Source organism: Pseudomonas sp. GW821-FHT02B10, assembly GCF_059421865.1.
In genome coordinates this window covers 79,298-92,671 of record NZ_JBWKVU010000012.1, presented here as the reverse complement: position 1 = coordinate 92,671, position 13,374 = coordinate 79,298, and the positions used below count along the sequence as shown (strand labels likewise).

The window sequence follows — 13,374 nt, the reverse complement described above, 5'->3', positions numbered from 1 at the left end:
ATCCCTACGGAACGGATGGGCAGGAGGAAAAATTAACCCCCGCCCCAGCGCGCCAGACCGCGGCCCGCCGTTAAATTCCACGGATGGCGACTCGTCAAAAGAGGACCATCACTTTCCACACAAGGTCGCGATCATGTCCTCTGCAACCTCACTGGCCAACTTCCTGTCAAACAGCTCGCTGGCAAACGGCTTGCGCAAACTGGTCGGCGCAGGCAACCAGCAGCCGCGCGCCTACCGCCTGATCGATGTCCAACTCAAGCAACGGATCAGCCTCAGCCCCTGCATGGCGCGCTTCGTGTTCACCGGCGAGGACGTCGCCCACACCCGCACCCTGGCGCCGGACCAGCGCATCAAGCTGCTGTTTCCCGCTGCCGACGGCCTGCCGCCCGAATTGCCGCGCATCGGTGACTGGCACGCGGCCCGGCGCAAGCTGCCGGCGGCGCAACAACCGCCGATGCGCACCTACACCATCCGCGCCCTGCGCGCCGAGCCCGCGGAGCTGGACGTGGATTTCGTGCTGCACGGAGTCACCGGCCCGGCGTCGCGCTGGGCGACTCAGGCCAAGGTCGGCGACCGCCTGCAAATGGCCGTGCCCGACAAAGCCTTCAGCGGCGACCCCGGCGGCTACGAATGGCAACCGCCGGCAGGGATCCGCAAGGTCCTGCTGATCGGCGACGAAACCGCGCTGCCGGCCATCGCCGGGATTCTCGAAGACCTGATGGAGTACCCGACGCCGCCCGATGTCCAGGCGTTCATCGAAGTGCCCCACGAAAGCGATTGCCTGGCGCTGCGCCACAACCACCAGACCCGCCTGAGCTGGCTGCCCCGCGATGTGCTGGGCGCCAGCCATGGCGAGGCGTTGATGCATGCCGCCCGGGAACTGGCCGAGCTGCCCGCGCCGGGCAAGCACCCACGCCCCCTGAAGCCCCAGGAGAACGCCGACGACCTGCGCCCCTGGGATTCGGCGAAACCTGCGGACAACGGCTTTTATGCCTGGATCGCCGGCGAGTCGGGCACGGTCATGAAGATCCGCCGGCACCTGATCAACGAGCGTGGCCTGGAACGCCGCAACCTGGCGCTGATGGGCTACTGGCGCCTGGGCACGTCGTTGGGCTGATAAATCTGCCTGGACCTTGGGAACGCCGCGGCCGTGCCGGCCGATCGCAGCCTGCGGCAGCAGCTACGCCCACTCCTGTAGCCGCTGCCGAGCCCGCGAGGCTGCGATAAGGCCTGCTGGGCCTTGCTTGACGATCTTGCGATGGGGCCACCGAGAGCGCCGCGGCCGTGCCGGCCGATCGCAGCTTGCGGCAGCGGCTACACCCACTCCTGTAGCCGCTGCCGAGCCCGCGAGGCTGCGATAAGGCCCGCAGGGCCTTGCTTGACGATCTTGCGATGGGGCCACCGAGAGCGCCGCGGCCGTACCGGCCGATCGCAGCCTGCGGCAGCGGCTACATTGCCTGGCTCAGGAAACCGCGGTTTCGGCTTGCAGGTGACGCCGACGATGCACCTCAAGGTGGCCCTTGATCAGGCTCAGGACCCTGGCCTCGTGTTCGTGGATGAAGAAGTGCCCGCCCGCCAGCATGTCCACGGAGAAGCTGCCCTGGGTCTCCTTCCTCCAGCCAATCAACTGTTCGGTGGTGGCCCGGTCGGCCTTGCCTCCCAGGACATGCACCGGGCAGTTCAGCAACGGTCGCTGCAGCGGGCGAAAACGGCCACACAAAAGAAAGTCGGCGCGCAGGATCGGCAGGGTCAGGCTCATCAATTCCTGGTTGGCCAATACCTCTTCGCTGGTGCCATTGAGGGTGCGCAACTGTTCGATCAGTTGTTCGTCCGTCTTGGGGTCGGCAAAACCCCGGTCGTAGTCGGTGCGCAGGGTCGGCGCCGCGGTTCCCGAAGCGAACAGCGCCACCGGTTCCGGACAACCCAGGGCCCGCAGGGCGTGGGCCAGCTCGCAGGCCAGCAGCGCCCCCAGGCTATGGCCGAACAAGGCATAGGGCGCACGCAGGCCCGCGCGAACTTCCACCGCCAGTTGCCGCGCCAGCTCGCGCATGTCGGTGGCCAGCGGCTCGGCATAACGGGCGCCCCGCCCCGGCAGTTCCACCGGCTGCAATTTCAGCCATTCGGGCAGCTTGCGCCGCCAGCGGCTGTAGACCATGGCGCTGGCTCCGGAATACGGCAGGCACAGCAACGTCAGCTGGGTCACGGTGTTCCCCTTGAAAAAAATGATGGTAAAGACTGGACGTGCCACCTGGCCGGCAAATTAGTGCACCAGCCGGCTGCTCCTACAGTAGCTCCCCTTCGCTTGACCGGTCGTCATTGAGTCAGTCGTCCCCATAAATTTCCCGATACAGCCTTCGTTCCCTGCTGCAGATCAAACCAACCAACAAGAGAGATCGCCGTGGACTTGCAGACCATTCTGTCAAAGCTGTTCGCCAATGCCGGTGCCGTGGGAATCGAAGGCACCTTTCAATTCGTGTTCGGCCCACAGCTGGCATTCTGGTCAGAGGTCAAGGCGCACAGCCGCACCGAAGCCGGCCGGCACCCGGCGCCCGACGTCACCATCGAGGTCGCCCAGGCCGACTTTCTCGGGATCATGGGCGGCAGCGCCAACGTCGAGGAGCTGTTCGCCAGCGGCCGCCTGAAGATCGGCGGCAACATGGGCCTGGCCACGCTGCTGCCGCAGATCATCGACCATGCCCGGCATGGCGGTGGCGCGCTGGAAAAGAAAGTCGAGATGAACACCCGCTACCCCACCCCGCCGCGCTACAGCGAGACAGTCTCGGCCGGCCTGCCGACCCAGCGCACGGTGGAACGGCGTCCGCGCAGCGGGCTCTCGGTGGAGGAGTTCAGGACACGTTACCTGCCCCAGGGCATTCCCGTGGTGATCAGCGATGCCCTGCAGGACTGGCCGCTGTTCCAGCTCAGCCGCGAAGAATCGCTGGTGCATTTCGCCGAATTGCAAGGCATCACCCGCCACGGCGACTACGTGAAGAAGACCTTTTCCACCGAGCGCGACTTTCGCTCCACCTCCATGGCCGGGTTCATCGCCTCGCTGGACAACCCGGCGCCGAAAAACGCCGACGGCGAACCGCCCGCCTACATGGGCAACAACATCCTGCCGGCGCAGTTGCTGGAGCAGATCCAGTACCCGCCCTACTTCGACCGCTCGCTGTTCATCCCGCCACGGATCTGGATCGGACCCAAGGGCACCCTGACCCCGCTGCACCGCGACGACACCGACAACCTGTTCGCCCAGGTCTGGGGCCAGAAGTCCTTCATCCTCGCCGCGCCCCACCACCGTGAGGCGCTGGGCACCTGGTCGACCGCGCCCCAGGGCGGGCTCGACGGTTGCGAGGTCAACCCGGACGCGCCGGACTACGAGCGTTTTCCGGCCTCGCGGAACGTGACCTTCCTGCGGGTCATCCTGGAAGCCGGCGACCTGCTGTTCCTGCCCGAAGGCTGGTTCCATCAGGTGCAGTCGGTGTCCACCTCGCTGTCGGTGAATTTCTGGGTCAACTCCGGGCGCGGCTGGTAAGGCTCAGGCGACCGCCGGCTGGCTGCGGGTCAGCCGACGACAGCTCTGCACCGCCGCTCCCAGTACCACCACCCCCGCCGCCAGCGCCACCCAGAAGCCGCTGCGCGCGCCAAAGGCATCCACCAGCCAGCCGGAACTGGCGGCGCCGATGGCCACGCCGATGCTGACCCCGGTGACCAGCCAGGTCAGGCCTTCGGTGAGCTTGGCCGGCGGCACGATGTTTTCCACCAGGGCCATGGCGACGATCAGGGTCGGGGCGAAGAACAGGCCGGAGACGAATACCGCCAGGGACAGGCCGAAGATATTGCTCGCCAGCAGCAATGGCAGGGTGGTCACGGCGGTGGCGATACCGCCGTACATGAACAGCCGCGGCAGCGGGATATTCAGTTTCAGCGCGCCGAAGGCGATGCCCGCCAGGCAGGAACCGATGGCGTACACCGACAGCACGATGCTCGCCGCCGCGGGCTGCCCCTGCTGCTGGGCGAACGCCACGCTGACCACATCCACCACGCCGACGATCATGCCCATGGCGATCATCAGCAGCACCAGCAGCTGCAACTCCAGCGAGCGGATGATCGATACGTCGTGCCGGGCCTCATGGGGATGCACCGGCGGCTCGGTCGCCCGTTGCGCCACCAGCGCGGTGACGCCGATCGCCAGCATCAGCAGCGCCGCCAGCGGCCCGGCCTCGGGGAAGGCCGCCACGCACAGCCCCACCGACAACGGCGGACCGACGATAAAGCACACCTCATCGAGCACCGATTCCAGGGCATAGGCGGTCTGCAACTGTGGCTGGCCGCGGTACAGCTCGGTCCAGCGGGCGCGGACCATGGCCGGTATGCTCGGCATGCAGCCGGCCAGGGCGGCGAACAGGAACAGCGTCCAGTGCGGCGCCTGCAACCGGGTGCACAGCAGCAACGCCAGCAGTGCCCCGCCGCCCACACCGGCGGCAATCGGCAGCACCCGGCCCTGGCCGAAGCGGTCGACCATGCGCGACACCTGGGGCGCGCAGAAGGCCGTGGCCAGGGCGAAGGTCGCCGCCACCGCACCGGCCAGCGCGTAGCCGCCCTTGAGCTGGGCCAACATGGTGATCAGGCCGATGCCGGTCATCGACATCGGCATCCGCGCAATCATCCCCGCCACCACGAAAGCGCGACTGCCGGGGGCCTTGAACAGTTCGCGGTAAGGGTTTGCCATTGCGAGGTCTCTGCAAAATCGTGCACGTTGCCACAGATACCTCTACATGAGAACGTACTCCGCCCCAAAAACGACCACACAATCACAAACAAATAACAGAAAGCCTTTTAGAGCATGCGTCCGATAAAGTCCGCCCTCACGTTCATTAACAAAAATTCCATTTTCATTGCCATAGGATTGATCCTGCCCCTGCTGGCATTGAATCTTTGGTACTTCCTGCAACTGGCCATTGAGAAAAAAGAGGTGCCACGGCTTCATGAGCTCGCAGTAAGTTCTTTCACTTCAGGCTCAAGCGCACTCATTGGCGTATTGATAGCGGCCTATCTTGCTTATCGCTACAACACCCGCATCGAGAACAAGAAACTCGAGGACTCTGAAGTCAGGGCATTGAGAAAAGCCGTGTTCTGCATAGCAATAAAGCTGAACAAGATCGCTGGAATTTATAACAGTTTCCTTAAAGAGAACGAGTTAAACGAACACCGTTGGGCATGTACCCCGGCAGCAGGCCCGATTGCTCTGAACATTGTGGAAATTGATTTCAACGAACTGGGCTTTCTTCATGAAGAGCACGGCAAGGCCCTACTCGAGTTATCTGTCGCGGAAGAAAGCTACATTGCAGCTGTCAACGCCATTAATGAGCGTTCAAGACTAGTTTCAGAAAAGCTTGAGCCCGCGCAAAAAACTGCTCAGGAAAGGTTCAAAGCCACACTGGCCGAAGGCGACAAAAATCAACTTGGATATAGTCGCCTGAAAGAATTCGTGGATGCTGACATCTATCAAATCATGAGCAAGGCAACTGACAGCTGCTACTTGGTGTTCCATAGCACAATAAAAAACTACGCTGATATACAGCCTCGCATCCTGGAAATAGCAAAGAAGCGTTTTCCAAATATAAAGTTCATGGATCACCAGAAGATACTTGCAGAGTTGAATGCCGCCGCGGCCACCGCCTCGAACTCGAAGCCCGAGTAGCGATCCCGTTCAAAACAAGAGTGATCATTCTGCGCTGAACTCTTGTCCTGCAAGGTCAGTCAACCAGTCAACGACAGTTTTTCAGGTTGACCAATCATGCAGATCTCCCTCAACCAACAAGTCGCCCTGGTCACCGGCGCCAGTTCCGGCATCGGCGCCGCGGCGGCCACCGCCCTGGCCGCGGCCGGGGCCTCGGTGGTGCTCAATTACCATCGGCAGGCGGCGCCCGCGGAAAAGCTCGCCGCCGACATCAACGCCTGCGGCGGCCGGGCCATTGCCGTGGGCGCCGACATCTCCCAGGAAGACCAGGTCCAGCACCTGTTCGACAGGGCCCTGGAAGCCTTCGGTTTCCTCGATATCCTGGTGGCCAACTCGGGCCTGCAAAAAGACGCCGCCACGGTGGACATGACCCTGGAGGACTGGAACCAGGTGATCAGCGTCAACCTCACCGGCCAGTTCCTCTGCGCCCGCGCCGCCCTGCGCATTTTCAACCGCCAGGGCATCCGCACCGGCGTGTCGCGCGCCGCCGGCAAGATCATCCACATGAGCTCGGTGCACCAGCGGATACCCTGGGCCGGGCACGTCAATTACGCGGCGTCCAAGGGCGGCGTGGACATGCTGATGCGCAGCCTGGCCCAGGAGGTCAGCCACCAGCGCATCCGCGTCAATGCCATTGCCCCGGGCGCGATCGCCACGCCGCTCAATCGCAAGGCCACCGAGGGCGCGGCCGAGCGCAAGCTGCTCGAGCTGATTCCCTACGGGCGCATCGGCGACGTCAAGGACGTGGCCAACGCCGTGGTCTGGCTGGCCAGCGATGCGTCCGACTACGTGCTCGGCAGCACCCTGGTGATCGATGGCGGCATGAGCCTGTACCCGGAGTTTCGCGACCATGGCTGACACGGAACGACAGGCGCCGATCGACGCCCACGGCATCATCGGCGACCTGCGCAGCGCCGCGCTGGTCAACGACAAGGGCAGCGTGGATTTTTTCTGCTGGCCGGAGTTCGACAGCCCGTCGATCTTCTGCTCGCTGCTCGACACCCCGGACGCCGGCATCTTCCAGCTGGCGCCGGACCTGCCCGACGCCCGCCGCGAACAGATCTACCTGCCCGACAGCAACGTCCTGCAGACCCGCTGGCTGAGCGAACGGGCCGTGGTGGAAGTCACCGATTTGCTTCCGATCGGCGACAGCGAGGATGACCTGCCGCTGTTGATCCGCCGGGTGCGGGTGGTCAGCGGCCGCGCCACCCTGCGCCTGCGCTGCTCGGTGCGCCATGACTATGCCCGCGCCACCACCCGCGCGCGGCTGGACGGCGACGCCGTGTGCTTCGAGGCCGAGCGGCAGCCGGGCCTGCGCCTAATCGCCAGCCAGCCCCTGCGCATCGACCGGCAGGCGGCGGTGGCCGAATTCGAGCTGGAACAGGGGCAGAGCGCCGAATTCATGCTGGGCGGCATCGACGATCCGCGGCTGGTCACCGGTGGCAGCGGTCTGTGCCTGGAACGCACATTGAAGTTCTGGCGCGACTGGATCGGCCAGTCCAACTACCGCGGCCGCTGGCGCGAGATGGTCAACCGCTCGGCCCTGGCGCTGAAGCTGCTGACCTCGCGCAAGCACGGGGCGATCCTCGCCGCCGCCACCTTCGGCCTGCCGGAAACCCCGGGCGGCGAGCGCAACTGGGATTACCGCTACACCTGGATCCGCGACGCGTCGTTCACCGTCTACGCCTTCATGCGCCTGGGCTTCGTCGCGGAGGCCAACGCCTATATGCGCTGGCTGCGCGGGCGGGTCAGCGACTGCTGTGGCCAGCCGACCAAGCTGAATATCCTGTACGCCATCGACGGTCGCCAGCAGCTGCCGGAAACCCGGTTGCCGCACCTGTCCGGGCATGGCGGCGCGACGCCGGTGCGTATCGGCAACCAGGCCTATGAACAGGTCCAGCTGGACATCTTCGGCGAGCTGCTGGACGCGGTGTACCTGGTCAACAAATACGGCGAGGCGATTTCCCACGAAGGCTGGAAACACGTGGTGGACGTGGTGGACCAGGTCTGCAGCAGCTGGGACGGCGAGGATGTGGGCATCTGGGAAATGCGCGGCGAGCAGCATCACTTCCTGCATTCGCGGCTGATGTGCTGGGTCGCCCTGGACCGGGCCATCCGCCTCGCCTCGAAGCGCTCGCTGCCGGCGCCGTTCGCCCTCTGGGACCAGACCCGCCAGGCAATCTACGACGATATCTGGAGCAACTTCTGGAACGCGGAACGCGGGCATTTCGTCCAGTACCGGGGCGGCACCGCGCTGGACGGCTCGATGCTGCTGATGCCGCTGGTGCGCTTCGTCGGCGCCCGCGACCCACGCTGGCTGGCGACCCTGGAAGCCATCGAGAAGACCCTGGTGCGCGACGGCATGGTCTACCGCTACCGCAACGAAGACAGCCAGATCGACGGCCTGGCCGGCACCGAAGGCGCATTCGCCGCCTGCTCGTTCTGGTACGTCGAATGCCTGGCCCGCGCCGGCCGGCTGGACCAGGCCCACCTGGAGTTCGAGCAACTGCTGCGCTACGCCAACCCGCTGGGGCTATACGCCGAAGAGTTCGACAGCCATGCCCGGCACCTGGGCAACACCCCCCAGGCACTGACCCACCTGGCCTTGATCAGCGCCGCGAGTTTTCTCGATCGCCGGCTCAGTGGCGAGAAGATCCTCTGGCAGCCTTGACTCGCAATACGCCCCATCGCCTCGCGCCTACAGAAGACAAGCCGTTCACGGCAACGGCAGTTTGCGGGCAGAATAGGCCGCCCGGTTCCCTCAAGGATTCCCATGCGCCAGGTGCTGCTGATCATCGACGTGCAACCCTCGTTCAACCCGCCGGACTGGCTGGTGAACGGCATCAACGCCCTGCTCGGCCAGTTACCCTCGGTGGCCACCGTCGAGCGTCATGACGAAAGTCGCACGCCCTTCGTCCGCCAACTCGGCTGGTGCCCCGCCGCCGATGACCACAGCCTGGTCGCCGCCGACCGCGTGTTCATCAAGCACGGCTACGCCCCCACGCCGGACACCATCGCCTACCTGCGCAGCCTGGCCCCGGACCGTGTGCTGGTCTGCGGCATCCAGACCGACACCTGCGTGCTCGCCGCCGGCTTCGCCCTGTTCGACGCCGGCCTGCAACCGACGCTGATCACCGACCTGACCGTGGGCTCGTCACTGGACCGCAGCGGGCAGTTGGGCGTGCGGTTGTGGCAGCACCATTTCAAGCACCTCACGACCAGCGCCGAGCTCGCCTTCCTGTAGCCGCTGACTGATGTCTGAAGCATTCGTCAGCCAGGGCAAAGCCCACGAACGAGGTCCTGGCGCGACACTGGCCAGGCATGCAGTTTGAGCTAAGGTTGCTGTTTTCCCTGTCGCCGGATCCGTCATGAACAGCTCGCTCTCTGTCCAGTACATCCAGACCCCGTCCCTGCGCATCGCCTACGAACACCACGGCCCCGCCGACGGCGAGCCGGTGATTCTGTTGCATGGCTTTCCCTACGACCCTCGCAGCTACGACGAGATCGCCCCCGAGCTGGCGGTGCGCGGCTATCGGGTGATAGTGCCGTACCTGCGCGGCTACGGCCCGACCCGCTTCGCCGGCCCGGACATCCTGCGTTCCGGGCAACAGGCGGCGCTGGCCCAGGACCTGCTGGACCTGATGGACGCCCTGGAGATCCCCCGGGCCGCCCTCGCCGGTTTCGACTGGGGCGGTCGCGCCGCCTGCATCGTCGCGGCCCTGTGGCCGGAGCGGGTGCGCTGCCTGGTGAGCGCCGACGGCTACAACATCCAGGACATTGCCCGCTCGACCCAGCCGCGACCGCCCGAGACCGAGCACCGGCTCTGGTATCAGTATTATTTCCACACCCAACGCGGGGTCGACGGCCTGACCGCCAACCGTCGCGAACTGTGCGCACTGCTGTGGCGACTGTGGTCGCCGACCTGGGATCGCGGCCGCGAACTCTATGACCGGAGCGCGCCGTCGTTCGACAACCCGGACTTCGTCGAGGTGGTGATCCACTCCTACCGGCATCGCTTCATGTACGCGCCGGGCGACCCGAACCTGGAACACATCGAGCAGGCCCTGGCGCAGCAGCCGCCGATCCGCGTGCCGACCCTCTCGTTGTGCGGCGGCGATGACGGGGTCGGCCCGGCGAGCGAAGAGGACGAAGACATCGGCCTGTTCACCGGCCCTTACCAGCGCCGGGTCTTGCCCGGGGTCGGCCACAACGTGCCGCAGGAAGCGCCGCACGCCACCTTGCAGGCATTGCTGGAACTACTGGAAGCCTGACTCCCCCTCTGGCGAAAAGCGCTCCCGATAGGCCTGCGGCGTCACGCCGACGACCCGCAGGAAGCTGCGGCGCAGGGTTTCTTCGCTGCCGAAGCCGCACTGCACGGCGATGCGCTTGATCGCCACGCCGCTGTCGCCGAGCAGGCGTCGGGCGCTTTCCACGCGGATCTGTTCGATGGCCCGGGCCGGGGTCTGGCCGGTGTCGGCGCGGTAGTGGCGGACAAAGCTGCGTTCGCTCATGCCGGCCCGCTCGGCCAGGGCCGGGATGTTCAGGTCGCGACCGAGGTTTTCGGCGATCCAGGCGTGCAGGTCGTCGAAGCGGCTGCCCTGTTTTTGCAGGGCCAGGGTCGCGCTGAACTGCGACTGGCCGCCCGGGCGCTTGAGGAACACCACCAGTTGCCGGGCCACGTCCAGCGCCATGGCGTGCCCCAGGTCCGCCTCCACCAGCGCCAGGGCCAGGTCGATACCGGCGGTGACGCCGGCCGAGGTCCAGACCGGCCCCTCGTTGATGAAGATAGGGTTGGCTTCCACCCGCAGCTGCGGATATTGCCGCGCCAGTTGCTCGCAGCGGGTCCAGTGGGTGACCACCCGGCGCCCGTCGAGCCAGCCGCTGGCGGCCAGCAGGAACGCCCCGGTGCACACCGACGCCACCCGCCGCGCCAGCGCCGCCTGCTGGCGGACCCAGGCCACCAGCGCCGGATCTTCCGCCGCGGCGTACACGCCCCAGCCGCCGGCGATGACCAGGGTGTCGCAAGGCGTGCCCGGCGCCGGCAAGGGCTCGGCCAGCAGCGTCAGCCCGGCCGAGGTGGTCACCGGCCCGTCGCCCGCGGCGATCACATTCACCGCGTAAGGCAGCGGCAGGCCTTTGTGCCGCGCCAGGTCGTTGGCCGAAGCAAACACCTGCAGCGGGCCCGTGACGTCGAGTACCTGGGCGTTGGCGAAAGTCAGTACATGAACGGTTCTGGCGGTCTGGGACATGATTGGCGTAAATCGTGGGTAGGTTGGCGTATTCGCCAAAGCCTAGGGCGCTAGAGTCGAACCGTCCAGCCACATAAGAGCGGACACCTTCGAACTTCTCCAGGGAGATACCCCATGACGCTGCAGATCGGTTTCCTGTTGTTCCCCAACGTCCAGCAACTCGACCTGACCGGCCCCTACGATGTGCTCGCGTCGCTGCCGGACGTGCAGGTGCATCTGGTCTGGAAGGCGCGCGGGCCGGTCACCGCCAGCACCGGCCTGGTGCTGCAGGCGACCACCAGCTTCGCCGATTGCCCGCCACTGGACGTGATCTGCATCCCCGGTGGCGCCGGTGTCGGGCCGTTGATGGAAGACCCGCAGACCCTCGACTTCATCCGCCAGCAGGCGGAGCAGGCGCGTTATGTCACCTCGGTCTGCACCGGCTCCCTGGTGCTTGGCGCCGCCGGGCTGCTGCGGGGCAGGCGCGCCACCACCCATTGGGCCTACCACCATTTGCTGGAGGCGCTGGGAGCGATCGCGGTACAGGAACGCGTGGTGCGCGATGGCAACCTGTTGAGCGGTGGCGGGATTACCGCCGGGATCGATTTCGCCCTGACCCTGGCCGGCGAACTGTTCGGCGATGCAACGGCGCAGCGGGTCCAACTGCAACTGGAATACGCCCCGGCTCCGCCGTTCGCGGCCGGTAGCCCAGAGACAGCGCCCAAAGCGGTGGTGGAACAAGCCCAGCGGCTCGCGGCGAACTCCATCCAGCAGCGCGGCGAGATCGTCGACAGGGTCGTGGCGCAGTGGCAGCAGGCCTGAGACGGCGCTTACAGAAGCTGAAGAAAGATGCGGACCAGGGCAACCTTATCGGCCAGCTGAGCCCTGGCCGCATCTTCGACGAACCGACGTCAGGCCGGGACTGCTTGCTCACTGGCCTGTCGGAGGTAGTCGATCGCCTGCTGCACGGTCTGCAGGCCATCGGCTGCGTCGTCCGGGATCGTGAGGTCGAACTCGGCCTCCAGGGCCGACACCAGTTCCACCCGGGCCAGCGAGTCTGCTCCCAGGTTCTCGACGAACGAGTCCTGGTTGCCGATCTGCGCCAGGTCGACGGCCAGTTCGCTCGCCACCACTCTTTTCACGCGTTGTTCGAGGGTTTCCATATTCATTCCCTTGCAGTTGGATGCGTACCACGAAACAGTGGCCGACCCGCGCCGGCCACCGGGTTCTTGCGCCTTGGCGAGGCGCCTCAGACCACCGTCAAGTGCATGAAGCCGCCGGAGAAGCGCCCGCTTTCCGGGACGAAACACAGCACGCGCTGCCCCTTGTGCAGGCGTCCGGACTCCAGCAGTTCGTGGATCATGATGTAGATCGACGCCGAGCCGGTGTTGCCGCGCTCGGACAGGTTGGTGAACCAGCGCTCCTGGGGAATCGCCAGTTCGGTGTTTTCCAGGCACTCGGCAATCGGCTGGCGAAAGTATTCCGATGACATGTGCGGCAAGAACCAGTCGATGGCCTCGGGCGACAGGTTGCGCTTGATCATCACCTCCTTGAGCGGCTTGCCGAGGGTGTACTTCACCACGTTCTCGTTCAGCAGCCGCACGTCCTGCTTGATCGCGAAGATCGAGCGCGAGGCCCACTCCTCCGGAGTCAGCAGCTTCCAGCCGATCAGGCTGTCGTCCTCGGCCTTTTCCGCGCCAGCGTACATGCAGGTCGGCAATTCGTTGGCGTAGGAGAAGATGTCGATCCAGTCAATGCGCAGCGACAAACCTCCGGCCCGTGGCTGGTTCTCGAGCAGGAAGGCCCCGGCCCCGTCGGACAGCATCCAGCGCAGGAAATCCTTATCAAAGGCGATTTCCGGGCGGGCTGCCATCTGCGCCACCAGCGCCTCGTTTTCCGCATCGAAATTGCGCGCATGCAGCACCGGCGAAGGCACCTCCGAGGCGGTGGCCACGGCATTGCGGCTGGCCCCCGCAAGCACCGACAGGTAGGCATATTTCAGCGCGGTGAGGCCAGCCAGGCAGATACCGGCGGTGGACACCACCTCACAAGGCTTGTTGCCCAGTTCGCCATGCACCATCACGCCATGGTTGGGCATCAACTGGTCCGGCATGGTAGTGCCGGTGGACAGGCATTCCATGGCGTCCAGGGTAAAGCCGTCGCCCACCAGGCCCTTGATCGCCTCGGCGGTTATTTGCGCGTTAGTGAAACGGGGAATACCGGTCTGCGGGTCCAGCACATAATAGCGCTGCTTGATTCCGTTATTACGCAGCACTACTTGCCGAGACCGTGAAGGTCGCCCGCCTACATACCCGAGAATGCTCTCCATCGTATCGTTATCCACTGCCTCTCCCGGCATATAAGTGGATGTTTTCGTGATATAGACAAACAATTCACTCATGA

General features: G+C 65.3%; 13 protein-coding genes. 8 read left to right on the top strand and 5 right to left on the bottom strand.

All coding sequences use genetic code 11. From position 1 onward, the window contains the following. The first annotated feature begins 133 nt into the window (after positions 1 to 133). A complete protein-coding gene (locus AC07VU_RS23410; RefSeq protein WP_495030566.1) occupies positions 134 to 1,117 on the top strand; it encodes a siderophore-interacting protein in 984 nt (327 codons plus the stop codon). A 345-nt stretch (positions 1,118 to 1,462) separates the two neighbouring features. Here the strand turns inward: AC07VU_RS23410 and AC07VU_RS23405 are convergent, their stop codons facing one another. Next, a complete protein-coding gene (locus tag AC07VU_RS23405; RefSeq protein WP_053262023.1) occupies positions 1,463 to 2,203 on the bottom strand; it encodes a thioesterase II family protein in 741 nt (246 codons plus the stop codon). Between the two features lie 195 nt (positions 2,204 to 2,398). Between AC07VU_RS23405 and AC07VU_RS23400 the strand changes: the two genes are divergently transcribed. Beyond that, complete coding sequence (locus tag AC07VU_RS23400) at positions 2,399 to 3,535, top strand: cupin-like domain-containing protein (protein WP_495030565.1); 1,137 nt, start codon at positions 2,399 to 2,401, stop codon at positions 3,533 to 3,535. 3 nt (positions 3,536 to 3,538) lie between these two features. Here the strand turns inward: AC07VU_RS23400 and AC07VU_RS23395 are convergent, their stop codons facing one another. After that, complete coding sequence (locus tag AC07VU_RS23395) at positions 3,539 to 4,732, bottom strand: MFS transporter (RefSeq protein ID WP_274304166.1); 1,194 nt, start codon at positions 4,730 to 4,732, stop codon at positions 3,539 to 3,541. A gap of 114 nt (positions 4,733 to 4,846) precedes the next feature. Between AC07VU_RS23395 and AC07VU_RS23390 the strand changes: the two genes are divergently transcribed. The 5 genes from AC07VU_RS23390 (at position 4,847) to AC07VU_RS23370 (ending at position 10,014) form a co-directional block, all read left to right on the top strand. After that, positions 4,847 to 5,704, top strand: a complete 858-nt coding sequence (locus AC07VU_RS23390; protein ID WP_495030564.1) for a hypothetical protein — start codon at positions 4,847 to 4,849, stop codon at positions 5,702 to 5,704. A gap of 96 nt (positions 5,705 to 5,800) precedes the next feature. Next, complete coding sequence (locus AC07VU_RS23385) at positions 5,801 to 6,601, top strand: glucose 1-dehydrogenase (RefSeq protein WP_102680836.1); 801 nt, start codon at positions 5,801 to 5,803, stop codon at positions 6,599 to 6,601. After that, complete coding sequence (locus AC07VU_RS23380; protein ID WP_495030563.1) at positions 6,594 to 8,414, top strand: glycoside hydrolase family 15 protein; 1,821 nt, start codon at positions 6,594 to 6,596, stop codon at positions 8,412 to 8,414. The genes AC07VU_RS23385 and AC07VU_RS23380 overlap by 8 nt, the downstream gene beginning before the upstream one ends. 102 nt (positions 8,415 to 8,516) lie before the next feature. Then, positions 8,517 to 8,987, top strand: coding sequence for an isochorismatase family protein (locus tag AC07VU_RS23375; RefSeq protein ID WP_007921939.1), 471 nt, complete (start codon positions 8,517 to 8,519; stop codon positions 8,985 to 8,987). A gap of 124 nt (positions 8,988 to 9,111) precedes the next feature. Further along, positions 9,112 to 10,014 (top strand): alpha/beta fold hydrolase, encoded by a 903-nt coding sequence (locus AC07VU_RS23370; protein WP_495030562.1) that lies wholly within the window; start codon positions 9,112 to 9,114, stop codon positions 10,012 to 10,014. Here AC07VU_RS23370 and AC07VU_RS23365 read toward each other — a convergent pair. Beyond that, positions 10,000 to 10,992: a GlxA family transcriptional regulator gene (locus AC07VU_RS23365; RefSeq protein ID WP_274304172.1), complete on the bottom strand. Its 993-nt coding sequence runs from the start codon at positions 10,990 to 10,992 to the stop codon at positions 10,000 to 10,002. The two genes, AC07VU_RS23370 and AC07VU_RS23365, sit on opposite strands and share 15 nt — an antisense overlap. 114 nt (positions 10,993 to 11,106) lie before the next feature. On the opposite strand from AC07VU_RS23365, the gene inhA reads away from it, so the two are divergent. Then, a complete protein-coding gene (gene inhA / locus AC07VU_RS23360; RefSeq protein WP_007921933.1) occupies positions 11,107 to 11,793 on the top strand; it encodes an isonitrile hydratase in 687 nt (228 codons plus the stop codon). An 89-nt stretch (positions 11,794 to 11,882) separates the two neighbouring features. On the opposite strand, the gene darC is transcribed toward inhA, so the two are convergent. Then, positions 11,883 to 12,140, bottom strand: coding sequence for a 2-hexyl-5-propylresorcinol biosynthesis acyl carrier protein DarC (gene darC / locus AC07VU_RS23355; protein WP_146021800.1), 258 nt, complete (start codon positions 12,138 to 12,140; stop codon positions 11,883 to 11,885). A gap of 80 nt (positions 12,141 to 12,220) precedes the next feature. Further along, complete coding sequence (gene darB / locus AC07VU_RS23350; protein WP_274304173.1) at positions 12,221 to 13,372, bottom strand: beta-ketoacyl synthase DarB; 1,152 nt, start codon at positions 13,370 to 13,372, stop codon at positions 12,221 to 12,223. Between the last annotated feature and the right edge of the window lie 2 nt (positions 13,373 to 13,374).